This window comes from Micromonospora sp. 050-3, from assembly GCF_046549335.1.
GTDB classification, from domain to species: Bacteria; Actinomycetota; Actinomycetes; order Mycobacteriales; family Micromonosporaceae; genus Micromonospora; species Micromonospora trifolii.
In genome coordinates this window covers 43,743-61,339 of the sequence record NZ_JAJPVX010000005.1, presented here as the reverse complement: position 1 = coordinate 61,339, position 17,597 = coordinate 43,743, and the positions used below count along the sequence as shown (strand labels likewise).

At 70.1% G+C, this 17,597-nt stretch carries 18 protein-coding genes, 1 tRNA gene and 1 other RNA gene; 8 read left to right on the top strand and 12 right to left on the bottom strand.

Features of this window, described 5'->3' with window-relative positions:
* Positions 1-12 precede the first annotated feature (12 nt).
* Both ACLJOK_RS33455 and ACLJOK_RS33450 read left to right on the top strand, forming a co-directional pair.
* Positions 13-669 (top strand): HNH endonuclease family protein, encoded by a 657-nt coding sequence (locus tag ACLJOK_RS33455; protein WP_410822473.1) that lies wholly within the window; start codon positions 13-15, stop codon positions 667-669.
* The gene (locus ACLJOK_RS33450) at positions 645-1,034 is read left to right on the top strand and encodes a hypothetical protein (RefSeq protein WP_410822493.1); all 390 of its coding nucleotides are present in this window, start codon (positions 645-647) and stop codon (positions 1,032-1,034) included. The genes ACLJOK_RS33455 and ACLJOK_RS33450 overlap by 25 nt, the downstream gene beginning before the upstream one ends.
* Before the next feature lie 20 nt (positions 1,035-1,054).
* Here ACLJOK_RS33450 and ACLJOK_RS33445 read toward each other — a convergent pair whose 3' ends face one another.
* The 7 genes from ACLJOK_RS33445 to ACLJOK_RS33415 all read right to left on the bottom strand — a co-directional run bounded on the left by ACLJOK_RS33445 (position 1,055) and on the right by ACLJOK_RS33415 (position 8,111).
* Positions 1,055-2,158, bottom strand: coding sequence for an ABC transporter ATP-binding protein (locus ACLJOK_RS33445; RefSeq protein ID WP_410822472.1), 1,104 nt, complete (start codon positions 2,156-2,158; stop codon positions 1,055-1,057).
* On the bottom strand, positions 2,155-3,168 hold the full coding sequence (locus ACLJOK_RS33440; protein WP_410822471.1) for an ABC transporter ATP-binding protein: 1,014 nt from the start codon (positions 3,166-3,168) through the stop codon (positions 2,155-2,157). Before ACLJOK_RS33440 ends, ACLJOK_RS33445 begins: the two co-directional genes overlap by 4 nt.
* A gap of 7 nt (positions 3,169-3,175) precedes the next feature.
* Complete coding sequence (locus ACLJOK_RS33435; RefSeq protein WP_410822470.1) at positions 3,176-4,138, bottom strand: ABC transporter permease; 963 nt, start codon at positions 4,136-4,138, stop codon at positions 3,176-3,178.
* Positions 4,135-5,139 (bottom strand): ABC transporter permease, encoded by a 1,005-nt coding sequence (locus ACLJOK_RS33430; protein ID WP_124776655.1) that lies wholly within the window; start codon positions 5,137-5,139, stop codon positions 4,135-4,137. The genes ACLJOK_RS33435 and ACLJOK_RS33430 overlap by 4 nt, the downstream gene beginning before the upstream one ends.
* 85 nt (positions 5,140-5,224) lie before the next feature.
* Positions 5,225-6,886, bottom strand: a complete 1,662-nt coding sequence (locus tag ACLJOK_RS33425; RefSeq protein ID WP_238682368.1) for an ABC transporter substrate-binding protein — start codon at positions 6,884-6,886, stop codon at positions 5,225-5,227.
* 314 nt (positions 6,887-7,200) lie between these two features.
* A complete protein-coding gene (recR, locus tag ACLJOK_RS33420) occupies positions 7,201-7,794 on the bottom strand; it encodes a recombination mediator RecR (protein WP_238657997.1) in 594 nt (197 codons plus the stop codon).
* Positions 7,795-7,802: 8 nt separating this feature from the next.
* Complete coding sequence (locus ACLJOK_RS33415) at positions 7,803-8,111, bottom strand: YbaB/EbfC family nucleoid-associated protein (protein WP_007466279.1); 309 nt, start codon at positions 8,109-8,111, stop codon at positions 7,803-7,805.
* A gap of 201 nt (positions 8,112-8,312) precedes the next feature.
* Between ACLJOK_RS33415 and ACLJOK_RS33410 the strand changes: the two genes are divergently transcribed.
* The gene (locus ACLJOK_RS33410) at positions 8,313-8,987 is read left to right on the top strand and encodes a DUF998 domain-containing protein (protein ID WP_410822469.1); all 675 of its coding nucleotides are present in this window, start codon (positions 8,313-8,315) and stop codon (positions 8,985-8,987) included.
* Positions 8,988-9,049: 62 nt separating this feature from the next.
* Here the strand turns inward: ACLJOK_RS33410 and ACLJOK_RS33405 are convergent, their stop codons facing one another.
* Together ACLJOK_RS33405 and ffs are read right to left on the bottom strand one after the other, a co-directional pair.
* The gene (locus ACLJOK_RS33405; RefSeq protein WP_410822468.1) at positions 9,050-12,199 is read right to left on the bottom strand and encodes a DNA polymerase III subunit gamma and tau; all 3,150 of its coding nucleotides are present in this window, start codon (positions 12,197-12,199) and stop codon (positions 9,050-9,052) included.
* A gap of 181 nt (positions 12,200-12,380) precedes the next feature.
* Positions 12,381-12,470: signal recognition particle sRNA small type (gene ffs, locus ACLJOK_RS33400), an RNA gene on the bottom strand.
* Positions 12,471-12,552: 82 nt separating this feature from the next.
* On the opposite strand from ffs, the gene ACLJOK_RS33395 reads away from it, so the two are divergent.
* Positions 12,553-12,637: transfer RNA gene (locus ACLJOK_RS33395), tRNA-Ser, on the top strand.
* A gap of 71 nt (positions 12,638-12,708) precedes the next feature.
* Here the strand turns inward: ACLJOK_RS33395 and ACLJOK_RS33390 are convergent.
* Positions 12,709-12,801: a pentapeptide repeat-containing protein gene (locus tag ACLJOK_RS33390; RefSeq protein WP_410822492.1), complete on the bottom strand. Its 93-nt coding sequence runs from the start codon at positions 12,799-12,801 to the stop codon at positions 12,709-12,711.
* 38 nt (positions 12,802-12,839) lie between these two features.
* Between ACLJOK_RS33390 and ACLJOK_RS33385 the strand changes: the two genes are divergently transcribed.
* Entirely contained in the window at positions 12,840-13,676 is an 837-nt protein-coding gene (locus ACLJOK_RS33385) for a class I SAM-dependent methyltransferase (protein ID WP_410822467.1), read from the top strand.
* Between the two features lie 7 nt (positions 13,677-13,683).
* On the opposite strand, the gene ACLJOK_RS33380 is transcribed toward ACLJOK_RS33385, so the two are convergent.
* A complete protein-coding gene (locus ACLJOK_RS33380; protein ID WP_410822466.1) occupies positions 13,684-13,926 on the bottom strand; it encodes a flavin reductase in 243 nt (80 codons plus the stop codon).
* Positions 13,927-14,124: 198 nt separating this feature from the next.
* Here ACLJOK_RS33380 and ACLJOK_RS33375 point away from each other — a divergent pair, with 198 nt between their 5' ends.
* Entirely contained in the window at positions 14,125-14,892 is a 768-nt protein-coding gene (locus ACLJOK_RS33375) for a helix-turn-helix domain-containing protein (RefSeq protein WP_410822465.1), read from the top strand.
* Positions 14,883-15,074: a DUF397 domain-containing protein gene (locus ACLJOK_RS33370; RefSeq protein ID WP_410822464.1), complete on the top strand. Its 192-nt coding sequence runs from the start codon at positions 14,883-14,885 to the stop codon at positions 15,072-15,074. The genes ACLJOK_RS33375 and ACLJOK_RS33370 overlap by 10 nt, the downstream gene beginning before the upstream one ends.
* A 93-nt stretch (positions 15,075-15,167) precedes the next feature.
* Here the strand turns inward: ACLJOK_RS33370 and ACLJOK_RS33365 are convergent, their stop codons facing one another.
* Positions 15,168-17,099 (bottom strand): hypothetical protein, encoded by a 1,932-nt coding sequence (locus ACLJOK_RS33365; RefSeq protein WP_410822463.1) that lies wholly within the window; start codon positions 17,097-17,099, stop codon positions 15,168-15,170.
* Between ACLJOK_RS33365 and ACLJOK_RS33360 the strand changes: the two genes are divergently transcribed.
* A complete protein-coding gene (locus ACLJOK_RS33360; protein ID WP_410822462.1) occupies positions 17,028-17,582 on the top strand; it encodes a hypothetical protein in 555 nt (184 codons plus the stop codon). The two genes, ACLJOK_RS33365 and ACLJOK_RS33360, sit on opposite strands and share 72 nt — an antisense overlap.
* The last annotated feature ends 15 nt before the right edge of the window (positions 17,583-17,597 follow it).

Below are 17,597 nucleotides of genomic sequence, written 5' to 3'. Positions count from 1 at the left end.
GAGGTGTCGTCTGTGCGTACCAGATCAGGACCGCGAGCGGCGGTGGCCGCGCTTGCCGCGGCGCTGGCGCTCGGCGTGGCCGGTTGCGTCCCGCAGGATGAGCCGACCACACCGCCGTCGAGCGACGGCGGCAACGCCGCTGAGCAGCTGAGCCAGCTCACCGTCGCCACCGCCGGCTCGATGAAGGGCTACAGCCGGGAGCGTTTCCCGCACTGGCGGGACACCGGCAAGAACTGCGATATCCGGGACAGCATCCTCCAGCGCGACGGCAAGGACGTGAAGCTCTCCGGCTGCAACGTGGTCGGTGGGCGCTGGGAGAGCGTGTACGACGGTCGTAGCTTCTCGGATCCCTCCGACGTGGACATCGACCACATGGTGCCGTTGGCCAACGCCTGGCGCTCGGGTGCCGACGAGTGGGACAACGCGAAGCGCGGCGATTTCGCCAACGACACCACCCGTCCGCAGCTTTTCGCGGTTTCCGCCACGTCGAACCGGGCAAAGGGTGACCAGGACCCGTCCCAGTGGAAGCCGGCGAACCGGTCTTACTGGTGCAAATACGCTCAGGACTGGGTGACGGTCAAGCACTACTGGAAGCTGACGGTGACCAGCGCCGAGAAGTCCGCCCTGACCGACATGTTGGAGGGCTGTTCAGTGGGAAGCGACTCGTGACCGCCGCCGGGGAGAGCGGCCCGTCCGCCGCCGGCATGGCCGCTGACGGCACCGCCGAGACTCCCGCCGCCGTGCCGGGTGCCGGCATGGTCGCGGATTCGGGCGGGGCGGCCGGCCCACAGGCCCGCACCACCGACATCGTGCCCGGCCCCGGCGGCGTGATGACCGACGAGGTCGGCGTCGTCACCGGTGACCTGACGCTGCGCACCGAGTACGCCGACGGCACTGTCACGCTGCGGGTGCAGTACAAGGACGCTGACGAGTGGTACGCGGTGACCGGCACGTCGGTCACGCTGGCCGACCCGGCTGGGCTGGACGCGGTGCACGGCGTCGCGGTGGGGCTGCTGAACCGCCCCGAGGGCTGACGCCGGCACCGCGTCCAGTCTCAGACGTACGAGCCGGGCTCGGTGGGCGCGGAGACCACGCCCGGCGCGTCCCCCTCGCCCTCGGGTCGGACGATCTGCGCGCTGACCCCGTGCGGGCGCAGCTCGCCGCTGGCGATCTGCTCCGCGAAGTGGCAGGCCACGCGGCTGGCGCCGATGTCCCGCAGCACCGGTCGCTCGTCGGCGCAGCGGGTGGGCTGCGCCCACGGGCAGCGGGTGTGGAAGCGGCAGCCGGACGGCGGGTTGGCCGGCGACGGCAGGTCACCGGCGAGCAGGATCCGCTCCCGGCGGTCCTCCACGTCCGGGTCCGGCACCGGCACCGCCGACATCAGCGCCCGGGTGTACGGGTGCAGCGGCTCGGTGTAGAGCCTGTCGCTCGGCGCCTCCTCGACCAGCGCGCCCAGGTACATGACGCCGACCATGTCGGAGATGTGCCGGACCACAGCGAGGTCGTGCGCGATCACCAGGTAGGTCAGCCCCAGGCTGTCCTGGAGTTCGTCCAGCAGGTTGACCACCTGGGCCTGGATCGACACGTCGAGCGCCGAGACCGGCTCGTCGGCGACGATCAGCTCCGGCCCGAGCACCAGCGCGCGGGCGATGCCGATCCGCTGCCGCTGCCCGCCGGAGAACTCGTGCGGGTAGCGCGACAGCGCCCAGCGCGGCAGCCCGACCGCGTCCAGGGTCTCGCCGATGATCCGCCGACGGTCGGTGCGGTCGGTGCCGATCCCGTGGGTCTGGAGGCCCTCGGTCAGGATCGACTCGACGTTCTGCCGGGGATCGAGACTGGACATCGGGTCCTGGAAGATCATCTGCATCCGGCGACGCATGCTGCGCAGCTTGCCGGACGGCAGCGTGGTCAGCTCGACGCCGTCGAAGCTGACCTCGCCACTTGTCGGCGGGGTGAGCTGGAGCAGCGCCCGACCCAACGTGGACTTGCCGCAGCCGGACTCACCCACCAGGCCGTACGTCTTGCCCCGCGCGATGCTCAGGTCGACCCCGTCGACGGCCTTCACCTGGCCTACCACCCGGTCGAAGAGCACCCCCCGCTTGATCGGGAAGTGCACCTTCAGGTCGCGCACCTCGACGAGGATGTCGTTCTCGCTCACGCTTGTTCCTCCTCGCGCGGGGCGGGCACCATGCCCGGCAGCGGCTCCGGGTTGACGCACCGGTAGCTCCGTCCGTCGTGCGCGTGCACCAGCTCCGGCGGCTCACCCACACACTCGTCGATCCGGCGGGCGCAGCGCGGGGCGAAGGCGCAACCGTCCGGCCAGGGCAGCAGGTCGCGGACCGAGCCGGGGATCGGGTTGAGCTTCTCGCCCCGCCCGGCGTCCAGGCGCGGCACCGAGCCGAGCAGACCCACTGTGTACGGGTGACGCGGCTGGCGGAACAGCGGACGACGTCGGGCCGTCTCCACCACCCGGCCGCCGTAGAGCACGTTGACGGTGTCGCACATGCCGGCCACCACGCCCAGATCGTGCGTGATCATCAAGAGTGCGGTGCCGGAGTCCCGGACCAGCTCCTTGAGCAACTCCAGGATCTGGGCCTGAATGGTGACGTCCAGCGCGGTGGTCGGCTCGTCGGCGATCAGCAGCCGAGGCTGGCAGGCCACCGCCATCGCGATGAGCGCACGCTGGCGCATCCCACCGGAAAGCTGGTGCGGGTACTCCTTGAGCCGCCGCTTCGGGTCGGGAATGCCGACCCGGTCCAGCAGCGCCACCGCCTCCTTCGCAGCGGCCTCGCCCTTCATCCCCCGGTGCCGGGTGAGCACCTCGGTCACCTGCAACCCGATCGGGATCACCGGGTTCAACGAGGAGAGCGGGTCCTGGAAGATCATCGCGATGTCCCGGCCCCGGATGTCCCGCCGCGACCGGTCGTCGAGCTGGAGCAGGTCGGTGCCGTCGAAGACGGCCTTCCCACCGACCCGCAGGCCGGGCTGCTTGGGCAACAGGCCCATGATCGCGAGCGAGGTGACGCTCTTGCCGCAGCCGGACTCGCCGACCAGACCGACCACCTCACCGGCATCGACCGAGAAGGACACCCCGTCGACCGCGTGCACGGCCCGCTGACCGCGGCGGGCGAACGTGACGGAGAGATCTTCAACTTCGAGCAGTGCCATTACGGGCCTACTTCCGCAGCTTCGGGTCGAGGGCCTCACGCATCGCCTCACCCAGCAGGGTGAAGCCGAGCGCGGTGATGATGATCGCGACCGCCGGGTAGATCGCCAATGACGGCCGGATGCCGAGGTACTGCTGCGCGTCGGCGAGCATGACCCCCCACTCCGGCACGGCGGTGTCCGGGTTGCCGAGGCCGAGGAACGAGAGCGCCGCGGCCTCGATGATCGCGGTGGCCAGGGTCAGCGTGGCCTGCACGATCACCGGGGCGAGCGAGTTCGGCACCACGTGGGTCAGCGCGATCTTCGACTTCTTCACGCCGAGCGAGGTCGCCGCCAGCACGTAGTCACTGTTGGCCTGGGAAATCATCGAGCCGCGCAGCAGCCGGGCGAACACCGGGACCGAGACCACGCCGACCGCGATCATCACAGTGGTCAGACTGGCCCCGAGCAGGGCGGCGATGCTCACCGCCAGCAGCAGGCTCGGCATCGCCAGCAGCATGTCGATGAAGCGCATCAGGGTGGTGTCGATCCACCGCCCCCACCGGCCCCCGAGACCGGCCGCGGCGCCGGAGACGCCACCGATCAGCGCGCCGATCGCCAGACCGATCAGTGTGGAGACCACGCCGACCAGCAGGGTCTGGCGGGCGCCGACGATCATCCGGCTGAACTCGTCCCGGCCCTGGTGGTCGTAGCCGAACCAGTGGTCGCCGTTCGGGCCGGGAATGGTACCCGGCTTGATCAGCCCTTCCCGGATGCCGATCGTGTCCGTCGCCGTGTACGGCACGAGGAACGGGCCGACCACAGCGACCAGCACGAAGAGCGCCAGGATGACGGCGCCGACGATCGCAGCCGGGTTACCGCGCAGCCGGCGGAACGCCTCCTGCCAGAGGCTGACGCCCCGCTCGTCGTCACGGGCAGCCAGCTCGGAGAGCCGGTCGATCTTGTCGCGCTTCTTGCCTGGGCTGAGTGTCATCGCACCCTCACCCTCGGGTCGATGAAGCTGTAGGAGAGATCGACCAGGAGGTTCACCAGCACGTACACCACCGCGATGATCAGGATGAAGCCCATCAGCACCGGATAGTCGCGTTGGCCGATGGCCTCGGCGACGAACGCTCCGATGCCGCTGAAGGCGAAGACGGTCTCGGTCAGCACCGCGCCGGAGAGCAGGCCGCCCGCGAGCAGACCGATCGAGGTGGCGACCGGCAGCATGGCGTTGCGCAGGACGTGCCGACGACGAACCGTCTGCTCGGTCAGGCCTTTCGCCTCGGCGGTCCGGACGAAGTCCTCGTTCAGCACCTCCAGCACGCTCGCCCGGGTGATCCGGACGATGATCGCCAGCGGGATGCTGGCCAGCGCGATGCTGGGCAACACCAAATGCCAGAGGGCGTCGGCGGCGGCGTCCCACTCACGGGTCATCAACCCGTCGAGGACGAAGAAGTTGGTGACCCGGGTCGCCCCGAGGGTCGGGTCCTGCCGGCCGCTGGACGGGAACCAGTGCAGGTTCTCCGAGAAGATCGCTTTGAGCACGTAGCCCAGGAAGAAGACCGGGATGCAGATGCCGATCAGCGAGCCGCCCACGGACGCGTGGTCCAGGAAACGGCCGCGACGACGGGCGGCCAGGTAGCCCAGCGGAATTCCGACGCCGATGGCGATGATCATCGCGGTGATGGTCAGCTCGACGGTGCCGGGGAAGCGCTCGATGAACTCCGTGGTGACCGCCCGCTTGGTGGAGGTCGAGGTGCCCAGGTCGAGCTTGATCATCCGCCGTACGAAGCGGCCGTACTGCACCAGGATGGGCTCGTCGAGCCCCATGTTGCGGCGGATCGCGGCCCGCATCTCGGGTGTGCCGCGCTCGCCGAGAATGGCGGTCTCGGGGCCGCCGGGAAGTCGGCGGAGCCAGATGAAGAGCAGGAGGGAGAGCCCGAACAGCGTGGGTATCAGCTGAAGCAGGCGTCTGACGATGAACCGGAACACGGCGGCCTCGAAGGGGTGCGGAGGGTTGCGGGCGGGCGCTGTGCGACAGCGCCCGCCCGCGTTCCTTGCTGCGTCAGATCAGGACTTACTTGAACTCGGCGGTCGCGTACCGCTCGTCGGTGAGCGGGCTCGCCTTGACGCCGGTCACGTCCTTGCCGAACACGATCGCCGGCGGCGAGTGCGAGATCGGCACACCGGGCAGGAAGTCCATCACGGACTTGTTCAGGGCCTTGTACTTCTCGGTCCGGGCCGCGATGTCGGCGGTGCCGTCCGCGTCCTTGAACTGGTCGAACAGGGCCTTGTTGTTGAAGCCCCACTCGTCCTTCGGCCGGTCGAAGAAGGTGCCGATGAAGTTGTAGGCGTCGCCGTAGTCACCGGTCCAGCCCAGGAAGTGGATGTCGTGCTTGCTACCCGAGGTGGTGGCGTTCAGGTAGTCCGGGCTCCACTTCAGCGGGATCGCCTCGACGGTGATGCCAACGGCCTTCAGGTCCGCCGAGAGCAACTCGAAGATGTCCTTCGGGTTCGGCATGTACGGCCGGGTGACCTCGGTCGGGTAGTGGAACTTCAGCGTCAGGTTCGACGCGCCGGCCTCGGCCAGCAGCGCCTTCGCCTTGGCCGGGTCGTAGGTGTACTTCGTGACGTCACCGTTCCAGCCCTCGACGGTGTCCGGCATGAAGTTGTCGGCGACCTTGGCACCCGGCGGCAGCTTGGAGGTGACCAGCTGCTGACGGTTCAGGGCGTACGCGATGGCCTGCCGGACACGGATGTCGGCGAGCTTCGGGTTGCCCTTCTGGTTCATCGCCAGGTAGAGCACGTTGAACGCCGGGCGCGTGAGCATGTTGAAGCCCTCGCTCTTCAGCGGCTCGACGTCCGCCGGGCCAACCAGGTCGTAGCCCTGGATGTCACCGGAGCGCAGCGCCTGCTTGCGAGCGTTCTCATCCGAGATCGTCTTGAAGATGAGGGTCTTCAGCTTGGCCTTGGCGCCCGAGTAGTCCTCGTTGCGCTCCAGGGTCAGCGTCTTGTTGGCGACGTCCCAGGTCTTGAACTTGAACGGGCCGGTGCCGGTCGGGTGCTCCGTCGCGTACGCCGGGTACTTGATGTCCTCGGCGGTGCCCGCGACGTTGCTCGCGTCGAACTCCTGCAGCGCCTTCGGGCTGTGGATGGAGAACGAGGGGAGCATCAGCGCGGCCGGGATCTTGCTGGAGACCCGGGTGAAGGACAGGTCCACAGTGGTGGCGTCCTTGGCGGCGCAGGACTTGAAGAGACTCGGCGGAAGATCCGCGTTCTCGTTCTTGGCGAAGCCGCCCATGACGTCCTGCCAGTACGCGGTCACGTCCGGGCTCTGCATGAGGCCCTTGGCGTTGTACCAGCGGTTGAAGTTGACGCAGACGGCCTCGGCGTTGAAGTCGGTGCCGTCGTGGAACTTCACGCCCGAGCGGAGCTTGAAGGTCCAGGTGGTGCCGGCGGCGTCCGGGGTCCAGGACTCGGCCAGACCGGGGGTGACCTTCGTGCCACCTTCCTCCGGTCGAACCAGGGTCTCGAAGACCTGACGCGCCACGCGCAGCGACTCACCGTCGCTGGCGAAGCTCGGGTCGAGCACCTTCGGGTCTCCGGCGACGCCGAAGACGAGGGTGTCCTTCTTGCTACCACCGGATTTGTCGTCGCGGTTGCTCTCGGCGCAGCCTGCTACCGCGAGGGCCGCGACCGCGATGGCCGCGATCGCGACCTTCGGCCTGGGTGCACGCATGTGTGCTTCACCTCGTCCTTGGGGGTACGGACAACGTGGTGACAGGGGTCACCGATGGCGGTGACCATAGCTCCCGAGGCGACCACCCGGAAACCGCTGAGTGGACGGTTGGTATCGGATCGTGCCTCAACCGCCGCTTGACATTCGATTCGTAGGTAAACAGCGGCAAAAACCGATCAATCAGCACCCGCGATGCCAAACTGTTACGTCGAACAGCCCCGATGAGGGCACAGGTGTCAGATCATTTCCGGGCAGACACGCAGCGGTGGCCGGCACCCAACACGGGTGCCGGCCACCGGCCGTACGTCAGGGGATCAGACCGCGCGGCGCCCTTCGAAGGCCCGACCAAGGGTGATCTCGTCGGCGTACTCCAGGTCGCCGCCGACCGGCAGCCCACTGGCCAGCCGGGTCACCGAGATGCCCATCGGCTTCACCATCAACGCCAGGTAGGTGGCTGTCGCCTCGCCCTCGGTGTTCGGATCCGTGGCCAGGATCAACTCCCGCACCCCGCCGCCACCGAGCCGGATCATCAGCTCCCGGATGCGCAGATTGTCCGGGCCGATGCCCTCCAGCGGATTGATCGCGCCACCCAGCACGTGGTAGCGACCGCGGAACTCACCCGTCCGCTCGATGGCCACCACGTCCTTGGGCTCCTCCACCACGCACAGCACCTCCTCGGTGCGACGCGGGTCGCGGCAGATCCGGCACTGCTCGGACTCGGCCACGTTGTAGCAGGTCGTGCAGAACCGCACCAGCTCCTTGACCTTGCGCAACGCGCCGGCCAGCCGGTTGACGTCGGCCGGATCCGCCGAGAGGACGTGGAACGCGATCCGCTGAGCGCTCTTCGGACCCACGCCCGGCAGCCGACCCAGCTCGTCGATCAGATCCTGGATGGCACCTTCGTACATCTGCCGGCTCAGAAACCGGGCAGGCCGAGGCCGCCCATGCCGCCGGCGACCGGGCCCATCTTGCGCTCGGTCAACTCCCGGGCTGCCTCGGCGGCGTTGTGCACGGCCGCGACGACCAGATCCTCCAGCGTCTCCACGTCGTCCGGGTCGACGGCCTTCGGGTCGATCTTGATGGCCTTGAGCTCACCGGAACCGGAGACGGTCGCGGTGACCAACCCGCCGCCGGCGGTGCCGGTCAGCTCGGCCTCGGCCAACTCGGCCTGGGCGGCGGCGATCTGCTGCTGCATCTTCTGCGCCTGCTTCAGCATCTGCTGCATGTTCGGCTGTCCACCTGGGCGCACGGGATGGCTCCTTCTCGCACTCGTCTGCTCGACCGCCGCTCAGCCTATCCGCTGGGACCGACCTCGCCCCGCCCGGTGCGTCCGCCCGCGCCGAGCCTCCGGGTACGGCTAGCCCTACCCCGAACCGGCCATCTGCTGGTAGTGCGCCCATAGCCGTCGCACTGGTCTGCTCGTGGCATGAATCTCAACCGCACCGGCCGTGTCGGCGCGCTGTGCTGGCTCGCGGCCGCGCCCATCTTCCTCGCCGCCAGCCTGATCACCGGGCTGCGGTGGCGCGAGCCGACCTACAGCTGGGCCACCCACAACATCAGCGACCTCGGCAACGCCCACTGCGGCATCTGGGACACCACCCGCCCCCGCTACGTCTGCTCGCCGTGGCACCCACTGATGAACACCGCGATGCTGGCCACCGCCGTACTGCTCGCCGTCGGGCTCCTGCTGACCTGGCGAATCCTCGGCCGCGGCCCGGTGGTGCGCACGGCCCAGACACTCCTGCTGCTGGCCACCGGCGGATACGCCCTCGCCGCCCTCTACCCGGCCGACATCGACGAGAACCTGCACGTCCTCGGCGCGTTCCTGATCATGGGATTGGGCAACATCGGCCTGCTCCTGGCCGGCCTCGCGCCACGCACCACGACGCTAGGCCGGTGGCGACGGCTCACCCTGACCGCCGGGCTGATCGCGCTAACCGGAACAACACTGTTCGCCGCGCAACAGGGCCTAGGGATCGGGGTAGGCGGCATGGAACGAGTAGCGGTGCTCCCGTTCCCCCTCTGGGCCTGCGCCCTGGGCGTCCTACTAACCGAGACGTCCCCCGCCCCCGTCGATCATGGGGTTGTGGTGCCGGAATAGATCAGCGACGAGCGGTTTGTCACCCACCGCAACTCCATGATCGACGAGGCCGGGGGTGGGGGTCAGCGGGCGTCGACTTCGTTGATCTTCTCGGCGCCGAAGGTTTCCCGGAGCAGCCGTACCGCCTGCTCCTCGCTCGACTCCCGCGCGGTCTTCTCGTCGATGATCTCGTCCAACGGCTCGTCGCCCGGGTCGAACCCCTCGAAGGCCGGGGCCGCCGCCGGTGCCACGCCGCCGGGCCGGCCGGCCCGCGCCGGGCCGTCGAAGTCCGGGTCGTAGGGCGGCTCGCCGGCCCAATCGGCGTCCGCGACGGGCCGGGCTGCCGCTCCGGTACGCGCACCGCGCCCCGCCGCCGCCGCGCGAGCCGCGGCGATGGCGCTGCTCACCGGCGCACCACCGGCTGTCGCCGGCTGCCGGGCCGCCGGTGTCGGGTTACCCCGCCCGCCCGGCTTACCGCCACCGGCCGCTGACCCGGGACCGCCCGAACCGCCTGGTCCGGTGCCGTTCGCGCCGCCGCCGTTCGCGCCACCGCCGTTCGCGGCGCTCCCGTTACCGGCGCCGCCGTTTGCGGCGCTCCCGTTACCGGCGCTGCCGTTCGCGCCGGTCGACGTCGGCGCGGAGTGGGCGGTCGACTCGTTTCCGGCCGACGCGCCGCCGGGTCGGGCGGCCTCCGGCCAGTCCTCGTCATCCTTAGCCTCGGCGGCGGGAGCGCCGCCGCCGGGGCGGGCTGCCTCCGGCCAGTCGCCGTCGTCCGCCGTCGGGGCGGACGGCGCTGCGCCCTGCCGACCAGCACCGTGACCAGCGGAACCCGCACCGGCACCGCCACGCGAAGCCGAGCCGGCAGCGCCGGTCGAGTTCGCGGCGGTCGGCGAGGCGTTCGTCGGGCCGGCGGCGGTCGGGGCGTTGGGTCCCGCAGTCCCCGGCCCGGCGGCGTTCGCACTTGGCGCTGCATTCGCGCCTGACCCAGCGGTCGAGCCAGGTGCACCGTTCGCGCCGGGCGCGGTGCCGTAGCCAGGCGCCGCGCTCGAACTTGGCGCAGCGTTCGCACTTGGCGCAGCGCTCGAACTTGGCGCAGCGCTCGAACTTGGCGCAGCGCTCGACCCAGGCGCAGCGCTCGAACTTGGCGCGGCGTTCGAGCCAGGCGCGGCGTTCGAGCCAGGCGCGGCGTTCGAGCCAGGCGCGGGGTTCAAGCCTGGCGCGGGGTTCGTGCTTGGCGCGGGGTTCGTGCTTGGCCCGGCTGGCGGCGCGCTCGTCGGGGTCGCGGCGGCAGTCGGGGTCGCGGGGTTCGTCGTGGCGGCGGGCGTGTCCGACGTGGCTGGCGGCGCGGCGGGGCGCGCCGGTGCGGTCTGCTGCGTGCGAGGTGAGCCGGACAGCGACACGCCACCGCGCTCGCCGGCCACCTCGCACCGGATCTGCCAGCGCCCGCCCAACTCCTCGTAGAGCGCGTCGGTGAGCACCGCCGCGTGGTCGGCCATCATCTTGGCCAGCACTGTCGACTTCACCGTCAGCACCAGCATGTCGCCGTCGAGTTCGCGGACGACAGCGTCCCGCATCAGGGCGGCGATCCGCTTGTTGGTCCGGTTGACCTTGCCGACCACGTCGGGCCAGACGCGGCGGACCGCGACAGCGTCCAGCGCGGCGGCCGGCGCTCCCGGTCGGGGCGGCGCGGGCGTGGCCGGGTCGGGAAGCACCGCCGACGGCGGCACCACGCGACGCGGGGCCGGCCCGGCGGGCGAGACGGGTACGGCCTGGTCAGCGGTCGACGCGCCGGGGGACGCCGGGATCGGCGAGTCGGCAGCCGAGACGTACGAGGCCGGTGCACCGGAGGTCGGAGCGGGTGCCTCGGTGACCGAAGCAGCCGGGGCGGGGGCGTCCGCAACGCTCCGGGTGGGGGGCGCTGCCGGGTCGACCGCCCACGGCGGTGCGGAGGTAGGGGCGTTCGCGGGTGCCGGGGTGGCGGCAGCCGGGACCGGGGTGGCTGGCTGTGGGCGTACCCCTTGGTGGTTGGTCGGCGCGGAGCCGGCGGCGGCCGACGGCGCGTCGGTGGCACCCACTGTGAGCCGGCGTTCCATCCGCTCCAGGCGCTGGAGCAGGCCGCCGGTGGAGTCGTCCGCGCCGGGCAGCAGCATCCGGGCGCAGATCAGCTCCAGCAGCAGGCGAGGCGCTGTGGTGCCGCGCATCTCGACCAGCCCGTTGTGCACGATGTCGGCGCAGCGGGACAGCGTGGCCGAGCCGAGCTGCGAGGCCTGGGCTGCCATTCGCTCGATCTGGTCGGCCGGGCCGTCGATCAGACCCTTCGCGGCGGCGTCCGGCACCTGCTGGATCACGATCAGGTCGCGGAACCGTTCCAGCAGGTCGGAGGCGAATCGGCGCATGTCGTGCCCGGCCTCGGCGACCCGGTCGACGGTGGCGTACGCGGCCGCGCCGTCCCCGGCGGCCAGCGCGTCGCACATCTCGTCGATCAGCGCCGAGTCGGTGACCCCGAGCAGCGCGACGGCCCGGGCGTAGCTGACCCCCTCCGCGCCGGCGCCGGCGATGAGCTGGTCGAGCACCGAGAGGCTGTCTCGCATGCTGCCGCCACCGGCGCGAACCACCAGCGGAAAGACCGCCGGCTCGACGGCGACGCCCTCGGCCTGGGTGAGCTGCTCCAGGTACGGGCGGACCACCTTCGGCGGGAACAGCCGGAACGGGTAGTGGTGGGTCCGCGACCGGATCGTGCCGAGGACCTTCTCCGGCTCGGTGGTGGCGAAGATGAACTTGACGTACTCCGGGGGCTCCTCGACCAGCTTGAGCAGGGCGTTGAAGCCCTGGGTCGAGACCATGTGCGCCTCGTCGATGATGTAGATCTTGAAGCGGCTGCTGGCCGGCGCGAAGAAGGCGCGCTCGCGCAGCTCGCGGGCGTCGTCGACACCGCCGTGGCTGGCCGCGTCGATCTCGATCACGTCGATCGAGCCGGCACCGTCGGCGGCCAGCGAGCGGCAGGAGTCACACTTGCCGCACGGCTCGGGGGTGGGGCCCTGCTCACAGTTGAGCGAGCGGGCCATGATCCGGGCGCTGGTGGTCTTGCCGCAGCCACGGGGGCCGGAGAAGAGGTAGGCGTGGTTGAGCCGTCCGCTGCGCAGCGCCTGCGACAGCGGCTCGGTCACGTGCTCCTGACCGATGACCTCAGCGAAGGTACGCGGCCGGTACTTGCGGTAGAGCGCCAGCGTCACTCGTCCCGCCTCCTCTCGACCGAGCCATTCTGCGCCGGTCGGGCGCGGGTGACCACCCACCACCCCGGGGCGCCTGGGCCTTCGGCCTTGATCGACTCGGCTTCCTGGAAACCGCGGTGTCCGCATGGCCGGGACACCGCGACATCACGGATGTCGAGTGGATCAACCGGCCCACAGACAAAAAGGCCTCCCGTGCACCCGGCAGAGCTCGCTTATCCTTGCTGCCTTCCGGCCCTGGGGAGGTTCACGAGATACCGCCGCACGGGAGGTACCGCCCAGCCTACCCGACCGCCCGTCGATCTTCAGGGGGTGGTGGGGTGGCCCGGCCGACACGGGCCTGTATCCTGGCTCGCGGAGGATTCGCCTAGAGGCCTAGGGCGCACGCTTGGAAAGCGTGTTGGGTTTACACCCTCACGAGTTCGAATCTCGTATCCTCCGCTCACCTGAGCAGCACGAACGACAGGGCCGGCCCCAACGGGGACCGGCCCTGAATCGTTTGTGCGGTGGCGTCAGCCCACCACCTGGACGTGCTCCGCGCCGTGCAACTCGGCGTTGGACAGGTTGGCGTCGCCGAGGTTGGCCTCCTCGAATCGGACACCGATCAGACCCGCACGCTCGGCTCTGTGGTCTCATCGACGGCGTGACCGACGCGGTGTGGGAGTGGGACGAGACTTTGTACGCGGGCAGCGCCAGCCACTACCGCGTCGGCCGGATGCCCTATCCGCCCAGCCTCGCCGAGGCGATCGGCGCCGCGCTCGACCTCGACGGCACCGGGCGACTCCTCGACGTCGGCTGTGGACCCGGTTCGGTGACTCTGCTGCTCGCGCCCCTGTTCGAGGCGGCGGTGGGCGTCGACGCGGACCAGGACATGCTCGTCGAGGCCCAGCGCAGAGCAGACGAGGTCGGGGCCACCAACGTCGAGTGGCGGCACCTGCGCGCCGAGGCCCTGCCGGCCGACCTGGGTACGTTCCGGGTGGTCACGTTCGCCCAGTCGTTCCACTGGATGAATCGGCCGCTCGTGGTTGGTCGCGTCCGCGACATGCTCACGCCCGACGGGGCCTGGGTCCACGTCGGCGCCAACACGCACCAGGGCGTGACCGGGGACGACAGGCTGCCGTATCCCCGACCGCCCTGGCGGCAGATCGACGAGCTGGTGGCGAGCTACCTGGGACCGGTCCGCCGGGCCGGGCAGGGGTTGTTGCCGACGGGGACCCCCTCCGGTGAGGGGGAGATCATGCGAACGGCGGGCTTCACCGGCCCCACCCGGATCACCGTCGAACAGGGGATGGTCGTGGAACGCACCGTGGACGAGATCATCTCGGCGGTGTACTCGCTCTCCAGTGCGGCGCCACACCTGTTCGCCGACCGACTCCCGGCCTTCGAGGCGGACCTGCGTCAGCTCCTGACCACGGCGGCACGGGGCGACCGCTTCGCCGAACGGCGACGCGACATCGACGTGGCGATCTGGCGTCCCTGACGTTCGGTCAGGGACGGACGCGGGCCCAGGAGAGGAAGCGGTCGGTCAGCCGGGCCGGGTCGACGTCGGTGAGGTGTTCGCCGGCCTCCGTTTGCAGCGTCGCCAGGTAGACGGTCAACGCGAGCCGGTCGTGCCGGTATTCGCCGAGCAACCGCAGCTTCGCCGCCGAGCAGGGCCAGGCGATGCCGCACGCGGCACAGCGCCAGGTGGGTCGGGTCGGCAGGTGGTTCCGGTAGCGGCGGCGGGGCACTGGCGGATCTCCTTCGCGGTGGGCGGGGGTCGCCCCGCCTCCCCGTCGGGGGCGACCCCGGACTGACGCCGACCGCCGGGCTCCTGCGCCTCCACCGGCCGCGCCGTCTTCTGTGGACCACCCTCGGGTGAGTTACGAGACAGATACACCGCGTAGCTATATGGTTCACAGATATTCAGGACATCCGATGGAGGGGCCGTGAACGACGCGCTTCGGGTGGCGCTCAGCGACACCGGGCACACCACCGAATCCCTCGCCGAGACCGTCGGCGTCGACCCGAAGACCGTGGGGCGCTGGTTGACCGAGGACCGCATCCCGCACCCGCGCCACCGGCTGGCGGCAGCGGAGGCGCTACACAAGGACGTGTCGGACATCTGGCCGGACACTTCAAGACGTCGTGACCCCATTTGGTTTCGCCCATGGCAGGAGATCGAGCGCGAGGCGGCGTCGCTTCGCTGGTTCGAGTCGACAGTTCTGCCGGGGTTGCTCCAGACCGAGGCGTACGCCCGCGCGGTGCTGGGCGGCGCGGGCCTGATCCCCCGGGGTGAGATCGAGCGACATCTCACGGTCCGACTCGGCCGGCAGGGCATCCTCAGGCGGGACGACCCGCCGCAGTTCACGGCGGTCGTCGACGAGGCGGTCATCCGCCGTCCGGTGGGCGGCCTCTCAACGATGCGCGAGCAACTGTTGGCCGTGGCGGCGGCGTGCGCCGAGCCGCACATCCGGGTGCACGTCGTGCCCAGCACTGTCGGCGCCTATGCCGGCCTCAACGGGCCTTTCGTGATCGCGCACAGCCACGACCACCGGATCGCCGGCTACCTGGACAACCAACTTCAGGGACAAGTGGCTAGCGACCCCGAGGACATCGCCGCCATGATGGCGGCATGGGAGAACGTGCGCGGCGAGGCGTTGTCCCACTGGCAGTCGGTCGCACTTATCCAGGAAGTGGCGGAGTCATGGAGCTGAACGGCGCCCGGTGGCGCAAGAGCAGCCGCAGCAGCGGCAACGGGGGCGCCTGCGTCGAGGTCGCCGACAACCTTCCCGGTGTCATCGGCGTACGGGATTCAAAGGACCCGACCGGCCCGGCGCTCGCCTTCGCGCCCACGGCCTGGCGCGCGTTCGTCAGCCAGCTCTCCCGGCGGGCCTGAACAGGCCCGACCACCCGTCGCCCCTCCGGCCGGGACTCGCGCAAACGCCCGGCCGGTCCAACAACAGACCGACCGGGCGTTGCCGAGCACCACTCAGAAAATCGTGCCACCACTCTGCGGCCCAGCGATCCGGAGACCGTAACGCTGGGGCCAGACGATCTCCGTCCGGTCGGACAGACCGCTCCACGTCTTGTTCTGCGGCACCAGCCCGCCGGCGGAGCCGTAGAACGGATTGATGACCCCGGACGGATATCCGGCGAGGTCACCCTTCACCTCTTCACCGATGGACGCCACGACGGCGTCGAGCCCGCTGGCGCGGCTGAGGTTCAGCAGGGCAATGGCGGTACCGAACCTGTCGCCGTTCTCGGACCCGTCCGGGACGGCCGAGTGGTTCTGGTCGAACGCCTGTGCACCGGCCCCCGTCAGCCCTGCGGCGGAGCCCTTGAGCAGGGTGATCATGCCGGCGTCGACCCGCGAGCCGACGTCCTCGCCGGGGGTACCGACCAGCACGTCCGCCTTGCCGTCACCGGTCACGTCGCCGACCGCCAGCACGCCGCCGAAACGGTCGTCGTCCTCGGGGTTGTCCGGCACGCCGGCCGTACGCTGGGTGATGATCTGCACCGCGCTGCTGGACAGGCCGCCGGAGCGGCCGGCGAAGGCCGCGATGAGACCACCGTTGATGTGCGGAGTCTGCGCGCCGGGGGCGCCGACGACCACCTCGCCCAGCCCGTCGCCGTTCAGGTCGCCGATTGCGAGCGCGTCACCCAGGTACCAGGCGACGGTGTTGGTGCCATCGGTGGGTTCGATCGCCGCACCGGTGACCGAGGTGGCACCGGTGGATGACACACCACTCGCCGAGCCCCACATCAGGGTGACCATGCCGGTGCCGCCCCAGCTCGCGCCGTCATTTTCCCGAGGGGCGCCGATGACCAGATCCTGGTATTGGTTGTTGTCGACCTTCCCGATCGCGAGCGTGAAGCCGAACTGGTCGTTGGTCTCAGCCCCTCCGGGCACCGCGGCCTGGTCCTGCTGAAGGTGCTGGGCCCCGGTCGCCGTGAGGCCGGCCGGCGCACCGAAGAGGACGGTGACCGCGCCGGCGATCGCCTTGCTTCCGATCGACTCTCCCCAGGCGCCGATGGCGAGATCGTCTCGGCCGTCCCCGTTGATGTCACCCGCCGCGAGCGAGCCACCGAACTGGTCGAATTCCTCCGGGCTATCCGGAACACCCGGCGAGTCCTGGTTGAAGTGGATTGCCGAGTTAACCACCAGGCCGTTGTAGCTGCCCGGAATGACCCAGACCCCGCCGGCCTGTGTCTTGTTCCGGGGGTCCGGCTCGCCAGGGCTGCCGATTGCCAGGTCGTCGTAGCGGTCGCCGTTGAAGTCCCCCGCCACGAGAGTCGTGCCGAAGGCGACGGCGCCGCCGTCCCCCGGAATGACACCCAAGAGGTAGTCGACTTTTGCGGCCGAGGAGTACCGCACTGTGACCACACCAGCCGGGACCAGCGGCAAGTTGTATTCGAACGGGTCGCCGGTGACGGCGATGTCGTCGATGCCGTCGCCGTCGAAGTCGGATTGGCCGACACCTGTGCCCCGCAGCCGGGGCGTCGCCTTCGGAAAGGACACCTCGTGGTGCTGGAGAACGACGCCGTCCCGGGTGATGGTCCGGACGCCTTCCGCCGCCTTTGCGGGGGCACTGATTGCCAGGCTGGCCAGAACAGTTGGGAGAACTAGAAAAGATGCGCTTCGCTGCATAGATACCCCGTTTCGATGGGTGCCTGGACACCATAGGCAGCCGACTCGATCTTCAAAATAAGACGAACGGGCAGTGCGGGTGACGGACCATCGGTAGTGGGCAACTGAGCGCGGACGGCGGGTACCGTCCGGAGGCGACCGGCGGGCCTGGAACCGTCGTACACATGTTCTATCCACAGGCTGTGGACGGCGGAGGGCTCGATGGCTTACCAGCTCAGCGCGGTGGTCGCGGACGTTGAGCTGCTTCGTGAGCAGACCGCCGAGCTGGATCACGCCGTCCTCGGCGAGCTGCGCCAGGACTTCGCGTTGCTGCCGGTCACTCCGCAGTTGGTGATCGAACTGACCGGGTCGTTGCCGGATTTCGCGACGGACGACCGCAGCGCCGCGCGCCCGTTCGGCCTGGTGTTGTCGGCAGCACTGGTCGAGGTGCTGACCCGCTGGTCACAGTCGGGGCCGGTGGCCTATGTGGAGGCGGAGTTCGGCGGTGGCGTCGGCTACCAGTCGGCAGCGGTGTGGTTGGGCGGGGCGCTGTCCTGGGGCCCGCGCTTCGACGGCGAGTTGGGCGCGCCGCGCGAGCAGTGGCCGATCAACGGTGCGCTGAGTCAGCTCGGCGTAGAGCCCGGCACCTGGATCGACAGGTTCGCCGAACTGGGGTTGCACCTGGAGCGGAGCACCGAGGGTTGGCTGGCGCACGGGCGGCGTCGACTCAGCGCCGACTACTGGGACGAGCTGGTCGAGCAGTGGGAAAACCAGTAATCCTGCGATCGGCAG